Source organism: Pseudarthrobacter sp. W1I19, from assembly GCF_030817835.1.
Taxonomy (GTDB): domain Bacteria; phylum Actinomycetota; class Actinomycetes; order Actinomycetales; family Micrococcaceae; genus Arthrobacter.
Map to the genome: position 1 here is coordinate 1,636,634 of NZ_JAUSZR010000001.1, position 23,043 is coordinate 1,659,676.

The following is a 23,043-nucleotide window of genomic DNA, read 5'->3' on the forward strand; positions in this document are numbered from 1 at the left end:
CGCCAACGCGCAAGCGATGAAGAGGTGGTTGGGCAAGGCTGAGACCGTTATTGGGAACCATAGCGACCGTCTCAACGCCATCAATATCTTCCCGGTAGCGGACGGGGACACTGGCACCAACCTGTACTTGACCGTCCGAGCGGCTGCCCGGTCCGCTGCTGCAGCGCAGGACCAGCCCGCGCAACTGGACGTCGGCGTCGTCCTGGCTGCCGCCGGCCAGGCTGCTATGGAGGAAGCCCGCGGAAACTCGGGGACCCTATTGTCGGTGTTCCTGTGTGCCGCGGCGGAACCACTCGCGGGCCACACCCGGCTGACGTCCACGCTGCTGGCCGCCGCGCTGAACCGGGCCCAGATCAGGGCATGGTCAGCCCTCAGCGACCCGGTTCCCGGAACCATGCTTTCCGTGATGGAGGCTGCGGCGCGGGCCGCGGCCGCGGTGGACGCCGGGCAGAACGGTGACGACAGCAACCACGCCCTGGGCCTGGCACTGGACGCCGCCGTTGAAGGTGCCTTGGCCGCCGTGATCCGCACGGAGGACCAGCTGGACGCGCTGACCTCGGCCCGGGTAGTGGATGCCGGGGGAGTGGGAATGCTCCTGATCCTGGATTGCCTCCGTTCTGCCGTCCTGGGTGTGGAACTGCAAAGCGAACTGCTCGACGGCCTCCACGGCTATGACGTCTCCGATCCCCACATCCACACGGCACTGCCGGACGATGACGGCGTCGAAGTCATGTGCACCATCAACCTTTCACCGCTTCATGCGGCCACGCTCCGCCAGCAGCTCGACGAGATCGGTGAATCCGTGATCATGAGCCAGGTGGGGGGCAACGAAGACGCGGACGGGAACTACCGCTGGCGGGTCCATGTGCACGTTCCTGATCCCGAGCCTGCTGTCAGTATCATCCGGGCCCTGGGAGAACCCTCCCACATCAGTATCAGCGAGCTCGCGCTGCCGCGGGAATCCCACACAGACGCAGTGAACTCCAGTGGGCATGACCGCTGAACTCGATCTTGTGCTCGAACGGCGGATCGGCAAGCGTTCGGCATCCGTCATCGAAAAGCACCTGGGCATCACCACGGTTGACGGGCTGCTGAACTACTTCCCGCGCCGCTACATGAACCGCGGTGAGCTCACGCCCATCAGCGAACTCCCCCTCGATGAAGAGGTCACCCTCATCGCCCGGGTGCTCTCCAGCAGCACCCGGAACATGCAGGCCCGCCGCGGGACCATCACCGACGTCATGGTGTCCGACGACGACGGGCGGCAAGGGCTGCGGCTGGTCGGCGGAACGGACTACCGCGGGAAAGTCCCCGGCACCCTCAAAATCACCTTCTTCAACGGTTTCAAAGCAAAAACAGATCTCCTGCAGGGGCGCCGGGCCCTGTTCTCCGGAAAGGTCACCAAATTCAAGGGACAACTGGGCCTCACCAACCCGGACTTTCAACTCCTGGATGACGATCCGTTCAGCGAGGGCAGCCAGGACCCGGAAAAACTCGCCGCCATGCCCATCCCGGTCTACCCGGCCACTGCCAAACTGCCCAGCTGGAAGATCCAGAAGGCCATTCACACCCTGCTGGAAACGCTGGACCTGGACGCGTTGCCCGACCCCGTTCCGCCCGCCGTCGCCCGGCGTGAAAAATTCCTGCCGGTGGCCGAGGCATACCGCCTTATCCACGCGCCCGAAACCGCTGAGGACTGGCGCCGGGCGCGGGACCGGCTCCGCTACCATGAAGCACTGGTGCTGCAGTCCGCCCTGGCCCGCCGCCGGGCGCAGCTGGCCGCGGAGGAAGCCACAGCACGGCGCCAGGTTCCCGGCGGGCTGCTGGCAGCCTTCGACGCTGACCTGCCCTTCACCCTCACCGCGGGGCAGGCCGCCGTCGGAAAAACCTTGGCCTCGGAACTTGCCCGCGACTCGCCGATGAACCGGCTGCTGCAGGGTGAAGTGGGCTCCGGCAAAACCATCGTGGCGCTGCGGGCCATGCTGCAGGTGGTGGACGCCGGGGGACAGGCCGCGCTGCTCGCCCCCACCGAAGTACTCGCCGCCCAGCACTACGATTCGATCCGCCGCTCCCTGGGGCCGCTCTCCAGGGACGGCCTGCTGGGCGGCCTCGGCGATACCTCGGTCCAGGTCACGCTGCTCACGGGTTCGATGCCCACGGCAGCCCGCAAGCAGGCCCTGCTTGATGCCGCCTCGGGGACAGCAGGGATCATCATCGGCACCCACGCCCTGCTGAGCGGCAACGTTACGTTCTTCGATCTTGGCCTGATCGTGGTGGATGAACAGCACCGCTTTGGCGTGGAGCAGCGGGATGCCCTGCGTGCCAAGGCCCGGAAGCCGCCCCACCTGCTGGTCATGACCGCCACGCCCATCCCGCGAACCGTTGCCATGACCGTTTTCGGTGACCTTGAAACGTCGGTGCTGGACGAACTGCCCGCAGGCCGGGCGCCGATCAGCACCCATCTGGTGGGCCTGTCCGAAAACCCCGCGTGGGCGGGGCGCATCTGGGCCCGTTCCCGGGAGGAAATCGACAACGGGCACCAGGTGTATGTGGTCTGCCCCAAGATCGGCGCGGACGACGACGGCGACTTCAGCCCGGAGGAAACGGACCTGGCTGATGGCCTTGAGGGGGAAAACGGGCGGGAACTCGCATCGGTGACTGCCGTCGTCGAACATCTCCAGGCCGAGCCGGCACTCACCGGTGTTCCCCTTGCTCCACTGCACGGAAGGCAGCTGCCGGACGTGAAAGCGGCCGCCATGGCCGGCTTCGTGGACAACCAGGTCAAACTTCTCGTCTCCACCACCGTCATTGAGGTGGGCGTTGACGTTCCCAACGCCACGCTGATGGTCATCCTCGACGCCGACCGGTTCGGCATCTCCCAGCTCCACCAGCTGCGCGGCCGGGTGGGCAGGGGTGGGCTGCCCGGAACCTGCCTGCTGGTCACCGCCCTGGAACCCGGCCACCCGAGCCGGAAGAGGCTCGAGGCGGTGGCCGCCACTACGGACGGGTTCGCCCTTTCCCAGGAGGACCTCAAGCTCCGCCGCGAGGGTGACATCCTGGGCGCGTCCCAGTCCGGCGGCCGCTCCACCCTCAGGCTGCTGCGTGTCCTCGAGCATGAAGCTGTCATCAGCCGGGCAAGGGACGATGCCCAGCAGATCGTGTCACACGACCCGACGCTGGCTGCACACCAGGAACTGGCTGAAGCTATCGACAAGTACCTCAACCCCGAAAAGGAGGCGTTCCTTGAACGCGGTTAGCAAGGCGGACCCCAAAATGCGCGCCGGCGGAAGCAGAGGCGCGCAGTGAGCCGGATCATTTCCGGGGCAGCAGGCGGCACACCGCTGCAGGCTGTCCCTGGCTCCCTGACCAGGCCCACCACAGACCGTGTCAAGGAAGCACTATTCTCGCGGCTCGAGGCCTTTGACGTCATCAGCGGTGCCAGGGTGCTGGACCTCTACGCCGGTTCGGGATCCCTGGGTGTGGAGAGTGGCAGCAGGGGAGCCCAAACCGTGGACCTGGTGGAGTCCGATGCGAAGGCGAGTGCTGTGTGCCAGCGCAACGCCGACCTCATTAACGGGGTCCTGGGCCGAAAAGCCGTAACGGTCCACCGGTCCAAGGTGGAGCCATTCCTTGAGCGCGCCGCTGCCGCAGCAGCCTGGGACCTGGTGTTCCTGGATCCGCCCTATCCCCTGGAGGAGGTGGCCCTGGCCGCGGTGCTCGAAAAGCTGGCCGGCCACCTGGCTCCCGCGGCCGTGGTGGTGGTGGAGAGGTCGTCACGCTCGCCAGAGCCTGCGTGGCCGGTCAGGCTGGCGCGGTTCGCGGAGAAGAAGTACGGCGAAACCAGGTTGTGGTTCGCTGAGCCCTTTGTCCCTGACGCCGTCGACCCGGACGCCTTGATTGCCGAAGGCGTGGATGCGGACGGGAGCGGCTCCGGTTCCGTTGAGGCGGACGGCAGCAGCCGGTAGGAAACTGTTCCGGCGGGACGCCTGATCAGGCCGCGAGGACGTCCAGGTCCACACCGGCCAGGACCCTGGCCGGATGGGGCCCCCGGGCGGTCAGTTCCTCAGACCAGCCCGCGGGCCAGGATGTTTGGGTGCCGGCCAGGATGATGTTCCCGGGGTAGCGGCCGTCGAACATGCCTGCTTCAGCAACAGCGGCGACGTCCCCCATTGCGCGCCGCATCGCCGCGGCCTGGCTGCGGACCAGGGTGAGGCCAGGTTCGTCCCCCACGTTCACGATCAGGAGACCCTGCGGGGCCAGCCGCTGCCTCAGCTCGCTGTAAAACTCTGTGCAGGCAAGGTGCGCGGGGGCCGCCGGGCCGGAGAAGATGTCCAGGATGACGACGTCGAAGCGGAGTCCGGGATCAAGCTCCGTGAGTGCGTCCCTGGCGTCTCCGATGATGGCGTGCAGGTCTGTCCCGTCAGGGAGTGGCAGCTGCCGGAGGACGAAATCGAGAAGTTCCCGTTCCAGCTCCACCGTGTACTGAATGGATCCTGGCCTGGTCGCCTGGATGTAGCGGGCCAGTGTCAGGGCGCCTGCTCCCAGGTGCAGCGCCGTGACCGGCGTTCCTGCGGGGGCCGCCAGGTCCACCAGATGCCCGATCCGCCTCAGGTACTCGTAGAAAATGTGGTCAGGCCGCGCCAGGTCCACGTGGGACTGTTCTGCCCCGCCGATACTGAGCACGTAGCCGCCCCCGGTGAAAGCATCCGGCTCGATGGATGCATGCTGTCCACTGGTGCGAAGGAACCGGGCCGCACCCCGCCCGCTGCCTGCCTGCATCAAACCAGCCCGCCAAGGGTTGCCAGCCTGGCTGCGGCCTCCTCAAGGACCTCCGTCCTTTTGCAGAAAGCAAAACGAAGCAGGCTGCGTGTCCTCTCTGCCCCTTCCGGGTGGCAGAACACCGGGACCGGGATCGCGGCAACGCCCACCAGTCCGGGCAGCCTGCGGGCCAGGTCCACGGAGTCGTGGATTCCCAGCGGCGCCGTATCGACGTTGACGAAGTACGTGCCCTGCGGGGAGTAGACATCGAAGCCTGCCGCCCTCAGCCCTTCGCTCAGAATGTCCCGCTTGCGCTGCAGCGTGGCGGCAACACCATCGTAAAAGGCGTCCGGCAGGCCCAGTCCGGTGGCAATGGCCGCTTGGAACGGGGTGCCCGAACTGTAGGTGAGGAACTGCTTGACCGTCCGGACAGCGGACACCAGGTCCTCCGGGCCCGTCACCCAGCCGATCTTCCAGCCTGTGAGCGAAAATGTCTTGCCGGCCGAGGAGATGGTGATGGTACGGTGACCCGCTCCGGGCAGGGAAGCCACCGGCACGTGGCGGGGACCAAAAGTCAGGTGTTCATACACTTCGTCGGTGATGATCAGGCAGTCGTGCTTCCGGGCCAGGTCAACGACGCGCTGCAGGACACTCCGGGGAAACACCGCGCCCGTGGGGTTGTGCGGGTTGTTCAGCAGCACCACCCTGGTCCGCCCGCTGAAGGCCGCTTCCAGGGCGGCCGGGTCCGGCATGAAGTCCGGGGCCAGCAGCGGAGCCGTGACGTGGGTGGCGCCGGAGAGCCCAATCACAGCGCCGTAGGAATCGTAGAACGGCTCGAAGGTCAGGACCTCGTCTCCGGGGCCGGTGAAAGCCAGCAGGGCGGCGGCGATGCCTTCAGTGGCGCCGGTGGTGATGATCACCCCGGTCTGCGGATCAGGGGTGAGGCCATAGAACCTTTCCTGGTGCGCAGCCACCGCTTCGCGCAGTTCCAGGATGCCCTTGCCGGGCGCGTACTGGTTCATGCCGGCGGCGATGGCGGCGCGGGCAGCTTCCCTGATCTCCAGCGGACCGTCCTCGTCCGGAAAGCCCTGCCCCAGGTTGATGGCACCGGTCTGCGCCGCGAGGGTGGTCATCTCTTCGAAGATGGTCACGCCCAGCCCGCCATCGGGTCCGAGGAGGTTGGCTCCGAGCGCGGTCCGCTGCCAGGGGGCAGGGGCCATGGGGGTGGAAACTTCCCGTGGTGGATGCATCCAGTCATGGTATCCCGGCCTTTCCATGGGGTAGGTTCGGAGCATGAGACGCGCTGTCTGCCCCGGATCCTTCGACCCCATCCACAACGGCCATCTCGAGGTTATTGCCCGGGCGGCCAGCCTGTTTGATGAAGTCATCGTGGCGGTATCCACCAACCCGGCCAAGAAGTACATGTTCACGCTCGCGGAGCGGCTGGAGATGGCCCGTGAAACCCTCGCGTCGCTCAAGGGCATCGTGGTGGAACCCGTAGGCGAAGGGCTGCTCGCAGAGTATTGCCGGCAGCGGGGTGTGTCAGCCATCGTCAAGGGCCTTAGATCGTCCTCCGACTTCGACTACGAGCTGCCCATGGCCACGATGAACCGGCAGCTGAGCGGAGTGGAAACGGTCTTCCTGCCTGCCGAGGCACATTACATCCACCTGTCCTCCACCTTGATCAAGGAAGTCGCGGGCCTGGGCGGCAGCGTCTCCGATTACGTTCCCAGATCAGTGCATCGGAGGATGCTGGCGGGCGGGTCGGCGGACGATCAGCAGCCAAGAGGGTAGGCTTGTCAGGTACTTCGGCGGTCCCCGCTGGCTGGTTTGAGTCCCCGCGGCTCTTCAGGCTAAGATGGTACGTCGGTCATATGTTCAACAGGAGTTCTCATTAAAAGAGATGCTGGTTCGCCCCTGGCGTTCGACGTCAAGGACCTCGGACGCAGTCCGGGAAGCATGCGGACACTGAAGGAACATGTACCCGCACCGGGTGATCTTGGTGTGGCGCTCATTGGTGTTCAGGAAGGCTCGGAAATCGAGCTGGATCTGAGGCTTGAGGCCGTACACGAAGGAATTCTGGTATCCGGAACCGCACTCACCGAAGTAACCGGTGAATGCGGCCGATGCCTGGATCCCCTTGCGTATGACCTTGAGGTCAATGTGCAAGAACTTTTCTTCTATGAGGGCGTACAGCTTTCGGACGAAGAAGATGATGAAGAGCAACGTCGAGTCGAGCACGATGTAATCGATCTTGAACCGGTGTTGCGGGACGCGGTTGTCACCAATCTGCCGTTCCAGCCGGTGTGCCGGGAAGACTGCCAGGGCCTTTGCTCCGAATGCGGAGTTCGCCTGGAAGACGAGCCGGGGCACCACCACGAGGTCTTGGATCCTCGCTGGGCTGCCCTAGCTGATATGGCTAAGCCTGACCGGCAAAATTGATTTGTACGTGTTTGTCTAGAGAGAAATGAGTTAGCCGTGGCTGTTCCCAAGCGGAAAATGTCTCGCTCGAATACCCGCGCCCGCCGCTCGCAGTGGAAGGCGACCGCCCCCCACCTGGTGAAGACCGTGGAGAACGGCCAGGTTACCTACAGCCTGCCGCACCAGGCGAAGGTCGTCACCGACTCGGCCGGCACCGCGCTGTTCCTTGAGTACAAGGGCCGCAAGGTCGCGGACGTCTAATCGGCCCCTCAGGCTGACATGATGTCTTCAACTGAAGAGCTTTTGAAGCGTCTCGGTGTCTCAATTGACGCCGGGACGCTTCGTCTTGCGCTCACACACCGTTCCTACGCCTACGAAAACGGCGGCATCCCCACCAACGAGCGGCTGGAATTCCTGGGCGACTCCATCCTGGGGTTCTCCGTGACGGACGCCCTGTACCGGGACAATCCGGACCTGCCCGAAGGTGATCTGGCGAAGCGCCGATCGGCCGTGGTCAGTACCCGTGCCCTTGCCGGCATCGGGCGCAGCCTGGGTATTGGCGACTACATCTACCTTGGGCAGGGTGAAAAGCTCACCGAGGGCAAAAACAAGGCGTCGATCCTTGCCGACACCATGGAGGCGCTGATCGGTGCCACCTACGTGTCCAACGACATCGAGACGGCCCGCCAGCTGGTGATGCGCCTGATCGGGCCCCTACTCAAAGACGCTGCCGCCCTTGGCGCCGGGACCGACTGGAAAACCAGCATCCAGGAACTTGCGGCAAGCCGGCAGCTTGGGACCATCCACTATGCGGTGGAGGGCTCCGGCCCGGACCACGCGCGGGTTTTTACCGCAGTCCTGCACATCGGCGGCACGGCGTACGGCCGGGGAACCGGCCACTCCAAAAAGGAAGCGGAGCAGGAAGCTGCTGCTGACGCCTGGCGGGCCCTTTCCGGCACTGCGGCTTCAAACGCTGCGGCTTCCGCCACCGGGGGCAAGTCCGCCGGTTCCATAGCCGCCAAGTAGCGCTGTGCCCGAACTTCCCGAAGTAGAGGTGGTCCGCCGCGGCCTGGTGAGCTGGGTGCGCGGCCGGACCATCGAATCCGTGGAAGTCCTGGACGAACGCTCCATCCGCCGCCACGTGCTCGGGACGGCGGACTTCGTCGGGAACCTCGAAGGGGCCACAGTCGCCGACGTCGTACGCCGGGGGAAATTCCTCTGGATGCCGCTGCTCGACGCAACCGCCGGCACCGCTGAAGACCCGGCAGGGGACGGGCGTCCCGCCGTCGCGCTGATGGCCCACCTTGGCATGAGCGGCCAACTCCTCATGCAGGACGCGGATGTCCCGGACGAGAAGCACCTCAAGGTGCGGTTCCGGCTCAGCCCCAATGGCGGCATGCCCGAACAGCTGCGGTTCGTGGACCAGCGGATCTTCGGCGGCCTGTTCGTCACCTCACTGGTACCCACGGACGACGGCGGCCCTGGCGGCCTCGCCGAATCGCCGCTGCCCCTGATAGCAGAGGAAGCGGCACACATCGCCCGCGATCCGTTGGACCCCGCCTTCTCGTTCGATCTTTTCTACCGCCGTTTGCGCAAGCGTAAAACGGGATTGAAGCGGGCCCTGCTGGATCAGGGCCTCGTATCGGGCATCGGCAACATCTACGCCGACGAAGCCCTGTGGCGTGCCCGCCTCCACTTCGCCCGGCCCACGGACACCCTCCGCCGGTCCGAAGCGGAACGGGTGCTGGGCAGCGCCCGTGACGTTATGCTCGATGCCCTGGCCGCCGGCGGGACAAGCTTCGACTCTCTCTATGTCAACGTCAACGGCGCCTCGGGGTACTTCGACAGGTCTCTCAATGCCTATGGCCGGGAGGGCCAGCCGTGCCGGCGGTGTGCCGCTGCGGGAATCCATGCAGTCATACGGCGCGACCAGTTCATGAACCGCTCTTCGCACACCTGCCCGGTGTGCCAGCCCCGTCCCCGCAACGGCCGCTGGTAGTCCGCCGGCCGCATATTCTGCGGATTCTTCGGTTCCGCAATGTGGACCCGGCTGCGAAACTTTGTCGATGAAGGCCAAGCGCAGCACGCCCGCGCATGGCTCCCTTGCCGCACAAAAGGAACGGGCAGCCCTTGTACATCTCGATGTCGGACCGCAAAGGCGGCCAGCAGGACCTGCAGGAAACAGGCGGCCACGCTGGCCTGACAGCCTTCAGGTTGTCCCCGGTGATCATCTGGCTCGGCATCGTGAGCATGGTGACCGACGTTTCCTCGGAGTCTGTCGCGGCGGTCCTTCCGCTGTATGTCACAGGATTTCTGGGGCTGTCCACCATAGCCTTTGGTGTCATAGACGGCATCAACCAAGGTGCCAGTGCCATTGTCCGGATCGGGGCGGGATGGGTCTCCGACCGTACGGGACACCCCAAACGCGTGGCGGTGGCAGGGTATGGGCTGTCCATGGTGGCCAGGGTCGGGTTTCTCTTCGCCGGTGGCTTCTGGGCCATCGCCGGGACCGTCACCGGTGACAGGATCGGAAAGGGGATCCGGACGGCTCCCCGTGACGCACTCATATCGGCTTCCGCACAGCCCGAATACCTGGCCCGGTCCTTCGGGATTCACCGAATGCTGGACAACATCGGTGCGGCCGCCGGACCACTGATCGCCTTCCTCATCCTGATGCTGATACCCAACGGGTTCAGCACGGTTTTTGTCGTGTCCCTGGCCTTCGCCATCATCGGCGTGGCGGTTCTGGTGCTTGTGGTGCCGGACAAACTGAAGCTTTCGGCACGGGAGGGCGAAGAGAGGTCCCGGCCCGCGTTCCGCTGGTCCCAGCTGAAGTGGCCGCGCCTCAAGGAGCAGGGTCTGGCCCGCCTTACAGCGGTCACCGCGCTGCTTGGCCTGCTCACCATCGGCGATGGGTTTGTCTATCTTCTCCTTCAGGACCGGGAGGCCTTTGCCGTCCAGTGGTTTCCGCTCCTTTACGTTGGAACGAACGTTGCATTCCTGGTCTTCGCAGTTCCGCTGGGCCGGTTGGCTGACCGGTGGGGGCGGGTCCAAGTCTTTCTGGTCGGCCACGTGGCGCTCCTGGCGTGCTACGTGCTGGCGGTACTTCCGCTGGGCGGGACTGCCGCCACGCTTGGCTGCCTGGTGCTGCTGGGACTGTTTTACGCCGCCACAGACGGCGTGCTCTCGGCCCTGGTCAGTCAACTGGCGCCGCCGGAACGGCTGGGAACTGCCTTGGGCACCGCGCAGACCGTGGTGGCACTGAGCAGGACGGCAGCGGCAGCCTGCTTCGGCCTCCTCTGGTACCTGCTGGGCCCTGGGGCCGCGGCGGCCTGCGTCGCAGGCTTGCTGACGCTGGCAGTCCCAGCTGCTGCGATCGTCCTTCGCGGCCCGGCCGGAAGGACGGCAACACCGTGAGCAGGACCCGCGTAGACGCTGCCACAAGGAGGCGCAACCCTGGCGCCAATGCCTCGCATGGCCACGGCAGCACCGGTCTTGAAACACCAGGCACGGGAAGCCGACGGCGGTTGGCGCTCCTGCTGGCAGTGGCCACCCTGGTCCTGGCCGGGGCAGGAGCCTACGGACTGTCGGCTTTCCAGCAGGAGCAGGCGGGCCGGGAAGCCGCATCAACGGTAAGGGTGGTTTCGGCCACATCCTTGCCGGCGGAGCCTTTCGTGATGTTCCGCAACACTGCGCCCGGGCGGGGCTACGGGCAGGCCGCCACTGTCGCGTTGGCCGATCCCTCCGGCGAGCGGGCCTTGAGCGGTCAACCTTGCGACCGCGTCTACGCCTCAAAGGAAGTGGTCAGCTGCCTCCAGACCATCAACGACGTTCCTACAAAATACGAGGCCGCAACCTACGATTCGTCGCTGAGGCGCCTCGATGCCTGGGCACTGGGCGGCATCCCCAGCAGGACACGGCTGAGCGGAGACAATTCGCTGATCGCCACAACGGTTTTTGTTGCCGGACATTCCTATGCCTCCGCCGGCTTCTCCACCGAAACCGTTATCCGTGGTAGGGACGGCGCCGTCCATGGCAACCTTGAAGAGTTTTCGCTGATTTTAGACGGAACACGGATTAAGGCCTCTGACCGGAATATCTGGGGCGTCACCTTTGCGCCCGGTGACCCCGCTGGTTTCTACGCCACGGCATCATCGCAGGGCCACATCTGGCTGGTCCGGGGCGACCTTACCGCCAGGACGCTGACGGTGGTGGCGTCAGGGGTTGAGTGCCCCTCGATTTCACCGGACGGAAGCCGCATCGCTTTTAAGAAGAGCACCACCGGCACGCTGGTGGGGCGCCGGAACATCGCCGTGCTGGACCTCGCAGCCGGCACAGAAACAGTCCTGGGTGAGGAGCGTGACATTGATGACCAGCTGGAATGGCTGGACAACAACACCGTTGCTTACGGCGTACCAAGGGACGACACGGGGCAGGACAGCGATGTGTGGGCAATTTCCACCGAAGCCGGAGCGGCTCCCCGGTTGTTCATCGAACACGCATGGTCGCCGGCAGTGGTGCGCTGAGGGTCTGCCGCCGTACCCGGCAGATCTCCGGATACGGCGGGAACGGCCGGTAAATCCGGGGCATTGCGCTGCAACACAGTAGATTTGGTGCAGGGAAGAAGCATTCGCCCAACGCCATCCAGGAGATCCGAAAAGCCTTGCACCTCAAAAGCCTGACCGTCCGGGGGTTCAAGTCCTTTGCGTCCGCCACCACCTTCGAGTTCGAACCCGGGGTCACGGCCGTGGTGGGCCCGAACGGCTCGGGCAAGTCCAATGTGGTGGATGCCCTGGCCTGGGTCATGGGGGAGCAAGGGGCCAAGACCCTGCGCGGCGGGAAGATGGAAGATGTCATCTTCGCGGGAACCTCGGGCCGGCCACCACTGGGGCGTGCCCACGTCTCGCTGACTATTGACAACACCGACGGTGCGTTGCCCATCGAGTACAGCGAGGTGACCATCTCGCGCACGCTCTTCCGGGCGGGCGGATCCGAGTACGCCATCAACGGCGCAAGCTGCCGCCTGCTCGATATCCAGGAGCTGCTGTCCGATTCCGGCCTGGGCCGCGAGATGCACGTCATCGTAGGCCAGGGCCAGCTGGACAGGGTCCTGCACGCCACCCCGGAGGACCGCCGCGGTTTCATCGAGGAAGCCGCCGGCATCCTCAAACACCGGCGCCGCAAGGAACGGACTGTGCGCAAGCTCGAGGCCATGCAGGCCAACCTGCAGCGACTCACCGACCTCACCGGAGAAATCAGGCGCCAGCTGACCCCGCTGGGCAAACAGGCCGAGGTTGCCCGCAGGGCCCAGCGCGTCCAGTTCGACGTCCGTGACGCAAGGGCAAGGCTTTTGGCGGACGACCTTGTCCAGCTGCAACAGGCCCTGGAGCAGGACGTCGCCGACGAAGCCGCCCTGAAAAACCGGCGGGCCGCCGTCGAACAGGAACTTGAGGCCAGCCGCCGGCAGCAGGCCGCCCTGGAGCAGCTCGCCGCCGAGGCGACGCCGAAACTCAACGCCGCACGGGACAGCTGGTACCGGCTGACGGCCTCGCGCGAGCGGCTCCGCTCCCTCGGATCGCTGGCCCAGGAACGCAGTCGCCTGCTCGGTTCCACCGAGCCCGCCCCGGCCGGCCGGGATCCCGAACAGCTGGAGCGCCAGGCCGCCCGGGTCCGGGAAGAACTGGCAGAACTCGAACGCAACATCCTGGACAAGCGCAGCGCCCTGGAGACCGCCAGCGCAGCAAAGGCGGACGCCGAAGCCGCAGCGCTGGCCGAAGACAAGCGGCTGACAGCAGTGTTGCGGGCCGCCGCCGACCGGCGTGAAGGACTGGCACGGCTCGCCGGGCAGGTCTCCGCTGCACGGTCACGGGTGGAATCCGCGCAGGCCGAATTGGGCCGGCTACGGGAATCCCAGTCTGCCGGGCTGGAGCGCCGCGCCCGCGCCCAATCCGAGTTCACCGCGCTGGAAAACCAGGTGGCAGGGGTCGAAGAGGGCGAGGAATCCCTTGATGCCGAGTACGAGGCCGCCAGCGAGGCCCTGGACGCGGTGTTGCAGGACATCTCCTCGCTGACCGCCGCCGTCAGCGAGGGAATCCGGAAACGTGATGCCCTCGCGGCGCGCCTCGACGCCCTGAAACTTGGGCTCACCAGGAAAGACGGCGCAGGGCACGTCCTCCAGGCAGGCCTGGACGGAGTGCTGGGAACCCTCGCCGCGGAACTCACCGTGGAACCCGGCTTTGAATCTGCAATAGCCGCTGCGCTGGGGGAGGCCTCGGAGGCGGTGCTGGTCCGGGACGGGGAAACAGCAGCCGCTGTGGTTCAGGTCCTTAAGGATGACGACGCCGGCCGCGCGTCGCTCCTGCTGGCTTCCGCGGGTGCCACGTCCGGATCCGGGGACCGTCCGCCGTCCCTCCCCGAGGGAGCCGTGTGGGCCACAAGTCTCATTACGAACGCCGGCGCCTTCGGTCCTGCTGTGGGGAGCCTGCTGGACAGCACCGCCGTCGTCGCCGATATCCAGGCGGCCGCCGCCGTGGTGTCAGCCCATCCAGCGATCACCGCGGTCACCCGGGCTGGGGATATCTTCACAGCGGTATCCGTCACGGGCGGATCAGCCAAGGCGCCCTCGCTCCTGGAAGTCCAGGCGGCAGTGGACGACGCCGAAGGCCGGCTTTCAGCCGTCACGGCTGAGCTTGAGCGGAGCAGGTTCGCCCTTGCCGGCGCTGAGGCCCGGCGGTCCGGGGCACAGGAACGTTCCGACGCCGCCCTCGACCGCCTGCATGAATCGGATGCACGGCTCGCTGCCGTCGCCGAACGCCTGGGACACCTCAACTCCGTCCTTCGCAGCGCCGTGGGTGAAAGCGAAAGGCTCGCGGCGTCGCTGGCCCGGGCCGAAGAAAATGTCGCAGCGGAGGAGGAAGCGCTCGCCGCTGTGGCCGCGAGGCTGGCAGCTGCCCAGGAAGCGCCGCTGGAGCAGGAGCCTTCCACGGAGCATCGTGATGCCCTGGCCGTGGCCGCATCCGCCGCCCGGGCCGCCGAGGTGGAGGCCCGGCTGTCGCTTCGCAGTGCGGAGGAACAACTGGCCGCCACGCAAAACCGTGTGGCCTCACTGGAGCGTGCGGCAGCCACGGAGCGCCGCGCCCGCGAGGAAGCAGCGGAACGCGCCCGCCGGCGCCGCGCCCAGGCGAAGCGCGCGGCGGCAGTCGGAGCCGCCGTCGAACTGGCCCTGCGGTGCATGGATGTGTCCGTGGACCTCGCGCGGCACGAACGCGACCTCGCGGAGGAGAACCGCGAACAGCGGGACCGTGAACTGCTGCACCTCCGGACAGCGAACGACACCTTCGCCCGGGAACTCGCCGAGCTCACGGACAACGTGCACCGGGATGAGCTGGCCCGCGCACAGCAGCTGGCCCGGATCGAGGCCCTCGAAAGCCGCTCCATTGATGAGCTGGGAATTACTCCGGACGCCCTGGTGGCGGACTACGGGCCCAACGTGCCCGTTCCGGTTCCGGCCGAAGAAAGCGGCGACAAATGGGCGGCCCTGCGCGCCCCGGTGGATGCCGGCGGAACAGAGATTGTCGAAGGAAAGCCCTACGTTCGCGAGGAGCAGGAGAAACGGCTCCGCAAGGCCGAACGCGATCTGGCCAGCCTGGGCCGGGTCAACCCCCTGGCGCTGGAGGAATTCGCCGCGCTCGAGGAGCGCCACCAGTTCCTCAGCACACAGCTGGAGGACCTTAAAGCCAGCCGCAAGGACCTCCTGGACATCATCAAGGAAGTGGATGACCGCGTGCAGCGGGTGTTCACCGAAGCCTTCGAAGACACCCAGGCGCAGTTTGTCCGGGTCTTTGCCAGGCTCTTCCCCGGCGGCGAGGGACGGCTGGTGCTCACGGACCCGGCCGATATGCTGACCACCGGCATCGAGGTGGAGGCCCGCCCTGCCGGCAAAAAGATCAAGCGCCTCTCGCTCCTGTCCGGCGGTGAGCGCTCGCTGACCGCCGTTGCGCTGCTGGTGGCCATCTTCAAGGCCCGCCCGTCGCCGTTTTACGTGATGGATGAAGTGGAGGCTGCCCTTGATGACACCAACCTGGGCCGGCTCATCACCATCTTTGAGGAGCTCCGGGAATCGAGCCAGCTGATTGTTATCACCCACCAGAAGCGGACCATGGAAGTGGCCGATGCCCTGTATGGCGTGACGATGAGGGGCGACGGCGTCTCCACCGTGATCAGCCAGCGCCTGGGCGCGGAAGTGTAGGCAGGGCGTATGAGAAGCTAGGGGAGTGAATGACATCCTCCCCATAATTTTGTCCATTGTTGCTGCCTTGGCGGTTATTGGCGGGCTGATTCCGGTCCTGCTTAAGACGCGGAAAAACATCAACCAATACCCGGGCACCCGGGATGCCAACGATCCTGTGATGCCCCTCGGCGGCAGCACGGCCGTCGAGGACAGGCCGGCCACCTCAACGGATGCCAAAGCCACCGGCACGGTGGACGTGGAGGACCTCGACACCACCACGGTCCCGGACGATGCCGCGGGGCTGGAACTCATCCCCGTCGAGACGCCGCTTCCGGTGGCAGGCCGGCTCATGCGCCTTCGCGAACGGCTGGTCCGTTCCAACAACATCATGGGCAAGGGGCTTCTGGCCTTGCTGTCCAGCGACACGATCGACGAAAGCGTCTGGGACGAAGTCGAGGAAACCCTCCTCCTTGCCGACCTTGGCACCGAACCCACCATGCAGCTGGTTGATGCCCTGCGTGAGCGCGTCAAGGTGCTGGGCACGCGGACGCCCGAGCAGGTCAAGGTGCTGCTCCGCGAGGAACTCATCAAGCTCGTTGATCCCACCATGGACCGCACCCTCAATGTCCAGCGGCACGACGACAAGCCCGCCGTGATGATGGTGGTCGGCGTCAACGGCGTCGGCAAGACCACCACCGTGGGCAAGCTTGCCCGCGTGCTTGTGGCGGAGGACAAGGACGTGCTCCTGGGCGCCGCCGATACGTTCCGTGCCGCCGCCGCCGAGCAGCTGGCAACCTGGGGCCAGCGGGTGGGTGTGCCAACCGTCAAGTCAGACATCGACGGCGCCGACCCCGCCTCGGTTGCCTATGAAGCGGTCAAGGCCGGCATCGACCAGGAGGTTGACGTCGTGATGATCGATACCGCCGGCCGGCTCCAGAACAAGGTTGGCCTGATGGACGAGCTCGGCAAGGTCAAGCGGGTTGTCGAGAAGCTGGCCGAGGTGGACGAGGTCCTCCTGGTGCTCGATGCCACCACCGGCCAGAACGGGCTGAACCAGGCGCGTGTGTTCTCCGAGGTGGTCAACATCACGGGTATCGTCCTCACCAAGCTGGACGGTACAGCCAAGGGCGGCATCGTCGTCGCCATCCAAAGGAGCCTCGGCGTTCCGGTCAAGCTCATCGGGCTGGGCGAAGGCGCTGACGACCTTGCACCCTTCGAAGCTGAAGCGTTTGTGGACGCCCTCCTGAACTAGCTGGCCTCGCCGGAGACCCTCATGCCTTGGCGGGCCTGAGGGTCTCCTTGGTTCCCAGCCACACGCAGGCTGCCACCACCATGACCGCGCCGGTGACACCGAAAGCCCAGCCATAGCCCAGCCGGTCCGCCAGCAGACCTGCCACGACAGGCCCAACGATCGCGCCGACGTCGGACACCATCTGGTACACCGCCAGCACCTTGCCCCCTGACCGCTCGTTGCCGATCACGTCCGCGACGGCCGCCTGCTGGGCCGGCCCGAACAGCCCGGAGCCGACGCCGGCCACCGCTGAGGCGGCCAGGAACCACGCGAGCTGGTCAGCGAAGCCGATGGCGGCAGTGGCGGCTCCCGCCACCAGCAACCCCGCGATCATCATGGGCCTGCGTCCCATGCTGTCCGCCAGGCGCCCGGAAAAGGTCAACGCAGCGGCGTTCCCTGCTGCAAACACGGCCAGCGCCAGCCCCGCGGCCTCCGGCCCTGCGCCGAAGACGGCAGCGGCCAGCAGCGGAACGGTAGCCATCCGAACGCCGAAGGTGCCCCAACCGTTTGCGAAGCTGGATGTCAGCGCGGCCCGGTACGCCCCGGTTGCCAAAGCCTGGCCAAAGTTCATCTCCGGTGCGCGCTGCTGTGCTTCCGCGGAACCGCGGCGCTGGTGGCTCAGCTGTGTCTGCACCACCAGCGCGGCAACAATCAGTGCCGCGGCGTATGCCAGGAACGGGATCCGCAGGCCGAAGCCGGCCAGCAGTCCGCCAACAATGGGACCGCACACGTTGCCGACCAGGAACGCTGATGCATAGGCCCCGGAAACCCGGCCGCGGCTCTCCGGCGGTGCCAACCGGATCACCAGGGCCATCGACGCCACCGTGAACATTACCGAGCCGGCGCCGCCGAGACCGCGGAAGAGCAGAAGCTGCCAGTAGTCCTGGGCGAAGGCGCAGGCCGCCGTCGACCCGGCCACGATCAGCAGCCCCGCCACGTAGACCGGCCGTTCCCCGAGCTTGCCAATGAGGCTCCCGCCGGCGGGGGCAAACACCAGCCGCATGAACGCGAAGATCGCAACAATCACGGAAGCCTCTGTGTTGCCCACCCCGAATGTTGTGGCGAATTGCGGCAATACGGGCGCAACAAGCCCGAAGCCAAGCGCAATGAGGAACGCTGCGACGAGCATCACCTTGATGTCCCGCGGAAGAGGGTCCCGCTGCGGCCGAAGGCGGGACAGGATCCTTGCAGTGGCGCCGCTTCCGCGGGGTGCTGCCGTCATGGTGCGTTGAATCCTTGCAGTGGGAGGGCCGGGGGCCGGCGGGAATCGTGAAACACAACCGTAACAAGCGCGATATGCACCATTTACTTCCTAGAGGTTGTTGTAACAGGCCGGCAATCTAAATCCTCCGCAGGCGAAACACGCCGACGACACACTTTTTACAGGACGCAAAAAGGCGTTGGCAGGCGGAGGACTTCCGCAAGATTCGATGAGAGAGGACGTGCACCATGGAACTTACCGCAGGTCACGTTTGGATCATGGTGGCGGCAGCCCTTGTGCTGTTCATGACACCCGGTCTGGCATTTTTCTACGGCGGCATGACCCGTGCCAAGGCAGCACTGAACATGATGATGATGAGTTTCATCTCCATCGGCATGGTGGGCGTTGTCTGGGTTCTCTGGGGTGCCTCCATGAGCTCCGGCGAAGGATTCCTGCAGATTGTGGGCAACCCGTTCGCCACCTTCGGCCTTGAGGGGATCGACACCCCTGACGGCCTGATCAAGGTCGGCTACGCGGCCACCTTCGCGATCATCACCGTCGCACTGATCAGCGGTGCCATCGCGGACCGCGCGAAGTTCGGCGCTTGGACCGTATTCGTCCCCGTGTGGGTCACGCTGGTTTATTGCCCGTTGGCCTACATGGTGTGGGGCGGCGGACTGTTCGGCCCCGAGGGTGCAGTAGGCCAGGCACTCGGACCCGCCATTGACTTCGCCGGCGGCACCGTGGTCCACATCAACGCAGGCGTCGCGGCACTGGTGCTGGTCCTCATCATCGGCAACCGCAAGGGCTTCGGCAAGGACCCGAACCACCGCCCGCACAACATTCCGTTCGTGATGCTCGGTGCAGCCATCCTCTGGTTCGGCTGGTTCGGCTTCAACGGCGGCGCCGCCACCACGGCTGAGCAGGGCGGCCTCATCTGGATCAACACGCTTGCAGCCCCGGCGGCAGCCATGCTCGGCTGGCTCGTCACCGAACGTATCCGCGACGGCCACCCCACCTCGCTGGGCGCAGCCTCCGGTGTTGTTGCCGGCCTCGTGGCCATCACCCCCGCCTGCGCCAACGTCAGCCCCGTCGGCGCCCTCGGCCTCGGCGTGGTAGCCGGTGTGGCCTCCGCCCTGGCCGTGGGACTCAAGTTCCGCTGGGGCTTCGATGACTCGCTGGACGTCGTCGGCGTCCACCTCGTCTCCGGCATCATCGGCACGGTTGCCCTGGGCTTCATCGCACTGCCCACCGACGGTGTAGGCGGCGGCCTGTTCTACGGCGGCGGCATGACCCAGATGTGGGCACAGCTCGCAGCAGCCGGAATTGCTATTGCCTACTCTGCCATCCTCACGGCCATCATTGCCCTGGCCATCCACAAGACCATGGGCTTCCGCGTCTCGCAGGAACAGGAAACGGTGGGTGTGGACCTCAGCCTGCACGCCGAGACTGCCTACGAGTTCGGTGTAAGCGGCCACGGCGGAAGCTTCCAGCCGCTGCACGACCTGATCACGGGCAAGAACCAGCAGGAAGGCGTGCCGGCGGCTGAAGCGGCTGCTGCGCCGAAGAAGGAATCAGCAACAGGCAAGGAAAGCGTGGGGGCATGAAACTGATCACCGCAATCGTCAGGCCGGAAAAGCTCGAAGCCATCCGGGAAGGACTGGAAGCCTACGGCGTACAGGGCCTGACGGTCAGCGCGGCCAGCGGCTACGGCCGGCAGCGCGGCTACACCGAGGTCTACCGCGGAGCCGAGTACAACGTGGACCTGCTGCCGAAGATCCGGGTGGAAGTCCTGGCCACGGACGAGCAGGCTGATGACATCCTGGACGTCATCATCGCCAGTTCGAACACCGGACGTGCCGGGGACGGCAAGGTGTGGACCATGGACGTTTTCGAAGCAGTCCGGGTCCGTACCGGGGAACGCGGAGTCGCCGCCATCTAGGCAGCTTCTCCTACCGGCAGGCTAAGCCAGCAGATGGAAAGTGCGGGCAGGGAACCGAAAGGTCCCCTGCCCGCTCTTTTGTTTGGTTTAGGCCCGGAGCGGCCGCCTGCGCCGCCCGCGGCCTACTCTGCCCGCGCGGTACTGGACCAGCCCGCCGGCCCGGCCGACCCGGCGTCGTACTCATCCATGGGGACGCTGCCCTGCTGCCATGCCTTCAGCACCGGCTCGACGATCCGCCAGCACTCCTCTGCGGTATCGCCCCGCACGGAGAGCAGAGGGTCACCGGTGAGCACACCCTCAAGGACTTCACCGTAGGGCAGGAGCTCGGAGGCGCTCAGCTCCGCCTCCAGTGTGATCCGGGACAGGCTGAGGATTTCGCCCGGACCGTTCACATCGACGTCGAACTCGAGGGTGTCCGGTCCGAAGCCGATCCGCAGCTGGTTCGGCGAGTCCACCCCGGTAAAGCCCTTGGGCAGATGGGGGACGGGGCGGAACGTCACCACGGCCTCCTTGCGCTTCACACCCATCGCCTTGCCGGACCGAAGAATGAACGGGACGCCCTTCCAGCGCCAGTTATCGATTCGCACCTGGATCTGGGCGAGGGTTTCGGTCCCGCGGGAGGCGTCCACGCCGTCCTCCTTTGCGTAATCCGGAACGTCCTTGCCTCCCACAGTGCCGGCCGTGTATCGCGCCCGGTGCGTGGACTCCGTGTAGGCGGCGGGGACGCTGCCGGCGCGCAGTACCGTGGAAATGGCGTCGCGCAGGTCCCGTTCGCTGATGGTCGACGGCGGCTCCATGGCCATCAGGGCCATGATCTGCAGGAGATGGCTCTGGATCATGTCACGCAGTGCGCCTGCGCCGTCGTAGTAGCGGGCCCGGCCTTCCAGCGCGAGGTCTTCGTCGAAGATGATCTCCACCTTTTCCACGTGATGCCGGTTCCAGACCGGTTCCAGGAAGTTGTTGGCGAACCGCAGGCCAAGGATATTCAGCACCGTGGCCTTGCCCAAGAAGTGGTCCACGCGGTGGATGTGGTCCTCCGGGACCAGGCGCCCCAGGGTCTGGTTGAGCGAACGGGCGGATTCTTCGCTGGAACCGAAGGGCTTTTCCATCACCAGTCGGGTGCCTGCCGGAACCTGCTCCGGGCGGAGCGTCTCGCAGGCCAGTTGGCTGATCCGGGGCGGCAGTGCGAAGTAGACGGCGGCAGGGCCCTCGAGGGTGGCGAGCAGAGAGGCCAGGGCGCCATCGGCAGTGACATCCAGTTGGTGGTACACGGTTTCCTTTTCCAGGTCCGCCAGCGCCTTCTGTCCCTCGGGGTCCGCGGACTCCGCCGACCCGGCAAACGACTGATGCACCCTGTCCCGCCATTGCTCCGGTGTCCAGGGATCGGAGCCTGCCCCGACCAGCCGCAGCCCTGCCGCCCGGCCCTTTGCCACGAGGCGTGCGAGGCCCGGGAGGAGCAGCCGGCCGGTGAGGTCTCCGGAAGCGCCGAGGATGAGCAGGGTTCTTACAGTTGTTTGGCTCGTCATTTCGCCAGCATGCCACCTTGCGGGCCGGCTTGGTACCCTAGATAGTCGAGTCCCGATCATCCACTGAAAGAAGTGCACGGCACGTGTTCAATTCACTCTCTGACCGGTTGACAGCAACCTTCAAAAATCTCCGCGGCAAAGGCCGCCTCACTGAGGCCGATGTTGATGCCACAGTGCGGGAGATCCGCCGCGCCCTCCTGGACGCGGACGTTGCCGTTCCCGTAGTCCGTGAATTCACCAGCCGGGTGCGCGAACGCGCCCTGGGTGCCGAAGTTTCCGGCGCGCTGAACCCGAGCCAGCAGATCGTCAAGATCGTCAACGAGGAACTCGTGGAGATCCTAGGCGGCGAGACCCGCCGGATCCGCCTGGCCAAGAACGGCCCCACCATCATCATGCTGGCCGGCCTCCAGGGCGCCGGCAAGACCACCCTCGCGGGCAAGCTCTCCAAGTGGCTGAAGTCCCAGGGCCACAGCCCCCTGCTGGTGGCCTGTGACCTGCAGCGCCCCAACGCTGTCACCCAGCTCCAGGTGGTGGGCCAGCGGGCCAAGGTACCGGTCTTCGCGCCCCACCCGGGAGCCACGTCCTCCGAGCTGGAGCACCCGGCAGGGGACCCGGTTCAGGTTGCCCGCGCCGGTGTCGAGGAAGCCCGCCAGAAGCTCCACGACGTCGTGATCGTGGACACCGCCGGCCGCCTCGGCGTCGACGTGGACATGATGGAGCAGGCACGCCAGATCCGCAGGGCCATCGTGCCCAACGAAGTCCTGTTCGTTATTGACTCGATGATTGGCCAGGACGCCGTGAACACGGCCCTCGCCTTCGACGAGGGCGTCAACTTCACCGGCATCGTGCTGTCCAAGCTCGACGGCGACGCCCGCGGCGGTGCGGCCCTCTCGGTCGCGTCGGTCACCGGCAAGCCCGTGATGTTTGCGTCCACAGGCGAAGGCCTGGACGATTTCGAGCTCTTCCACCCGGACCGGATGGCTTCGCGCATCCTGGACATGGGCGACGTCCTGACGCTCATCGAGCAGGCCGAGAAGTCCTGGGACAAGGACGAAGCTGCCCGGATGGCGAAGAAATTCGCCGACCAGGAGGATTTCACCCTCGAGGACTTCCTGGCCCAGATGCAGCAGATCCGCAACATGGGCTCCATGAAGAAAATGCTCATGATGATGCCCGGCGCGCAGAACATCCGCCAGCAGCTCGAGCAGTTCGACGAGCGTGAAATTGACCGTGTCGAAGCCATCGTCCGGTCCATGACACCGCACGAGCGCCTGGCCCCGAAGATCATCAACGGTTCGCGCCGCGCCCGCATTGCCCGTGGTTCCGGCGTGCACGTTTCCGAGGTCAACGGCCTGCTGGAGCGTTTTGCGCAGGCCCAGAAGATGATGAAGAAGATGGCCCAGGGCGGCATGCCGGGCATGCCCGGAATGCCGGGGCTTCCCGGTGCCGGCGGCAGCGCCCGGAAGAATGCGAAGAACGCGCCCAAGAAGAAGGCCAAGTCCGGCAACCCGGCCAAGGCTGCCCAGGAGCGCAAGGACGCCGAGGCCCGACGCGCCAACGCTGCCAAGGCCCTTCCCACCGGCGCCGCGTTCGGCCAGCAATCCGGCGACTTCGATCCCACGCAGCTGAACCTGCCCAAGGGCTTCGACAAGTTCCTCGGCAAGTAGCCCGCCC

19 protein-coding genes are annotated in these 23,043 nt (G+C 66.0%); 15 read left to right on the top strand and 4 right to left on the bottom strand.

Annotated elements, in window-relative coordinates:
- Nucleotides 1-16 precede the first annotated feature (16 nt).
- From QF038_RS07615 to rsmD, 3 genes are read left to right on the top strand one after another with little or no spacing between them, the layout of a single operon-like run.
- Nucleotides 17-1,003, top strand: a complete 987-nt coding sequence (locus QF038_RS07615) for a DAK2 domain-containing protein (RefSeq protein WP_307609589.1) — start codon at nt 17-19, stop codon at nt 1,001-1,003.
- A complete protein-coding gene (locus QF038_RS07620; RefSeq protein ID WP_307609590.1) occupies nt 993-3,257 on the top strand; it encodes an ATP-dependent DNA helicase RecG in 2,265 nt (754 codons plus the stop codon). The genes QF038_RS07615 and QF038_RS07620 overlap by 11 nt, the downstream gene beginning before the upstream one ends.
- 45 nt (nt 3,258-3,302) lie before the next feature.
- Nucleotides 3,303-3,965: a 16S rRNA (guanine(966)-N(2))-methyltransferase RsmD gene (gene rsmD / locus QF038_RS07625; RefSeq protein WP_307609591.1), complete on the top strand. Its 663-nt coding sequence runs from the start codon at nt 3,303-3,305 to the stop codon at nt 3,963-3,965.
- Nucleotides 3,966-3,990: 25 nt separating this feature from the next.
- Here the strand turns inward: rsmD and QF038_RS07630 are convergent, their stop codons facing one another.
- Together QF038_RS07630 and QF038_RS07635 are read right to left on the bottom strand one after the other, a co-directional pair.
- On the bottom strand, nt 3,991-4,779 hold the full coding sequence (locus QF038_RS07630; protein WP_307609592.1) for a spermidine synthase: 789 nt from the start codon (nt 4,777-4,779) through the stop codon (nt 3,991-3,993).
- Nucleotides 4,779-6,008 (bottom strand): aminotransferase class I/II-fold pyridoxal phosphate-dependent enzyme, encoded by a 1,230-nt coding sequence (locus QF038_RS07635; protein WP_307609593.1) that lies wholly within the window; start codon nt 6,006-6,008, stop codon nt 4,779-4,781. Before QF038_RS07635 ends, QF038_RS07630 begins: the two co-directional genes overlap by 1 nt.
- Nucleotides 6,009-6,051: 43 nt before the next feature.
- Between QF038_RS07635 and coaD the strand changes: the two genes are divergently transcribed.
- From coaD to ftsY, 9 genes are all read left to right on the top strand, one after another.
- Nucleotides 6,052-6,552 (top strand): pantetheine-phosphate adenylyltransferase, encoded by a 501-nt coding sequence (gene coaD / locus QF038_RS07640; RefSeq protein WP_307609594.1) that lies wholly within the window; start codon nt 6,052-6,054, stop codon nt 6,550-6,552.
- 123 nt (nt 6,553-6,675) lie between these two features.
- Entirely contained in the window at nt 6,676-7,200 is a 525-nt protein-coding gene (locus tag QF038_RS07645; RefSeq protein ID WP_307613428.1) for a DUF177 domain-containing protein, read from the top strand.
- A gap of 36 nt (nt 7,201-7,236) precedes the next feature.
- Nucleotides 7,237-7,440, top strand: a complete 204-nt coding sequence (gene rpmF / locus QF038_RS07650; RefSeq protein ID WP_009356569.1) for a 50S ribosomal protein L32 — start codon at nt 7,237-7,239, stop codon at nt 7,438-7,440.
- Nucleotides 7,441-7,461: 21 nt separating this feature from the next.
- Nucleotides 7,462-8,205, top strand: coding sequence for a ribonuclease III (gene rnc, locus QF038_RS07655; RefSeq protein WP_307609595.1), 744 nt, complete (start codon nt 7,462-7,464; stop codon nt 8,203-8,205).
- Nucleotides 8,206-8,209: 4 nt separating this feature from the next.
- On the top strand, nt 8,210-9,178 hold the full coding sequence (gene mutM, locus QF038_RS07660; protein WP_307609597.1) for a bifunctional DNA-formamidopyrimidine glycosylase/DNA-(apurinic or apyrimidinic site) lyase: 969 nt from the start codon (nt 8,210-8,212) through the stop codon (nt 9,176-9,178).
- 131 nt (nt 9,179-9,309) lie between these two features.
- Entirely contained in the window at nt 9,310-10,596 is a 1,287-nt protein-coding gene (locus tag QF038_RS07665) for an MFS transporter (protein ID WP_307609598.1), read from the top strand.
- Nucleotides 10,593-11,705, top strand: a complete 1,113-nt coding sequence (locus QF038_RS07670; RefSeq protein WP_307609599.1) for a hypothetical protein — start codon at nt 10,593-10,595, stop codon at nt 11,703-11,705. The genes QF038_RS07665 and QF038_RS07670 overlap by 4 nt, the downstream gene beginning before the upstream one ends.
- 137 nt (nt 11,706-11,842) lie before the next feature.
- Nucleotides 11,843-15,427: a chromosome segregation protein SMC gene (gene smc, locus QF038_RS07675; protein WP_307609600.1), complete on the top strand. Its 3,585-nt coding sequence runs from the start codon at nt 11,843-11,845 to the stop codon at nt 15,425-15,427.
- A 25-nt stretch (nt 15,428-15,452) separates the two neighbouring features.
- Nucleotides 15,453-16,661: a signal recognition particle-docking protein FtsY gene (ftsY, locus tag QF038_RS07680; RefSeq protein ID WP_307609601.1), complete on the top strand. Its 1,209-nt coding sequence runs from the start codon at nt 15,453-15,455 to the stop codon at nt 16,659-16,661.
- A gap of 19 nt (nt 16,662-16,680) precedes the next feature.
- Here ftsY and QF038_RS07685 read toward each other — a convergent pair whose 3' ends face one another.
- Nucleotides 16,681-17,922, bottom strand: coding sequence for an MFS transporter (locus tag QF038_RS07685; protein WP_307609602.1), 1,242 nt, complete (start codon nt 17,920-17,922; stop codon nt 16,681-16,683).
- A gap of 227 nt (nt 17,923-18,149) precedes the next feature.
- On the opposite strand from QF038_RS07685, the gene QF038_RS07690 reads away from it, so the two are divergent.
- Entirely contained in the window at nt 18,150-19,508 is a 1,359-nt protein-coding gene (locus QF038_RS07690) for an ammonium transporter (RefSeq protein WP_307609603.1), read from the top strand.
- The gene (locus QF038_RS07695; protein WP_015937412.1) at nt 19,505-19,843 is read left to right on the top strand and encodes a P-II family nitrogen regulator; all 339 of its coding nucleotides are present in this window, start codon (nt 19,505-19,507) and stop codon (nt 19,841-19,843) included. Before QF038_RS07690 ends, QF038_RS07695 begins: the two co-directional genes overlap by 4 nt.
- A gap of 122 nt (nt 19,844-19,965) precedes the next feature.
- On the opposite strand, the gene QF038_RS07700 is transcribed toward QF038_RS07695, so the two are convergent.
- Nucleotides 19,966-21,369, bottom strand: a complete 1,404-nt coding sequence (locus QF038_RS07700) for a glucose-6-phosphate dehydrogenase (protein ID WP_307609604.1) — start codon at nt 21,367-21,369, stop codon at nt 19,966-19,968.
- 83 nt (nt 21,370-21,452) lie between these two features.
- Between QF038_RS07700 and ffh the strand changes: the two genes are divergently transcribed.
- Nucleotides 21,453-23,036, top strand: coding sequence for a signal recognition particle protein (ffh, locus tag QF038_RS07705; RefSeq protein WP_307609605.1), 1,584 nt, complete (start codon nt 21,453-21,455; stop codon nt 23,034-23,036).
- The last annotated feature ends 7 nt before the right edge of the window (nt 23,037-23,043 follow it).

Excerpts from the sequence above, each read along its gene's own strand:
- QF038_RS07615 (WP_307609589.1), top strand. The coding sequence starts at position 17 with ATGAAGAGGTGGTTGGGCAAGGCTGAGACCGTTATTGGGAACCATAGC.
- QF038_RS07620 (WP_307609590.1), top strand. The coding sequence starts at position 993 with ATGACCGCTGAACTCGATCTTGTGCTCGAACGGCGGATCGGCAAGCGT.
- QF038_RS07630 (WP_307609592.1), bottom strand. The coding sequence starts at position 4,779 with ATGCAGGCAGGCAGCGGGCGGGGTGCGGCCCGGTTCCTTCGCACCAGT.
- QF038_RS07635 (WP_307609593.1), bottom strand. The coding sequence starts at position 6,008 with ATGCATCCACCACGGGAAGTTTCCACCCCCATGGCCCCTGCCCCCTGG.
- coaD (WP_307609594.1), top strand. The coding sequence starts at position 6,052 with ATGAGACGCGCTGTCTGCCCCGGATCCTTCGACCCCATCCACAACGGC.
- rnc (WP_307609595.1), top strand. The coding sequence starts at position 7,462 with ATGTCTTCAACTGAAGAGCTTTTGAAGCGTCTCGGTGTCTCAATTGAC.
- QF038_RS07685 (WP_307609602.1), bottom strand. The coding sequence starts at position 17,922 with ATGACGGCAGCACCCCGCGGAAGCGGCGCCACTGCAAGGATCCTGTCC.
- QF038_RS07690 (WP_307609603.1), top strand. The coding sequence starts at position 18,150 with ATGGAACTTACCGCAGGTCACGTTTGGATCATGGTGGCGGCAGCCCTT.
- QF038_RS07695 (WP_015937412.1), top strand. The coding sequence starts at position 19,505 with ATGAAACTGATCACCGCAATCGTCAGGCCGGAAAAGCTCGAAGCCATC.
- QF038_RS07700 (WP_307609604.1), bottom strand. The coding sequence starts at position 21,369 with ATGACGAGCCAAACAACTGTAAGAACCCTGCTCATCCTCGGCGCTTCC.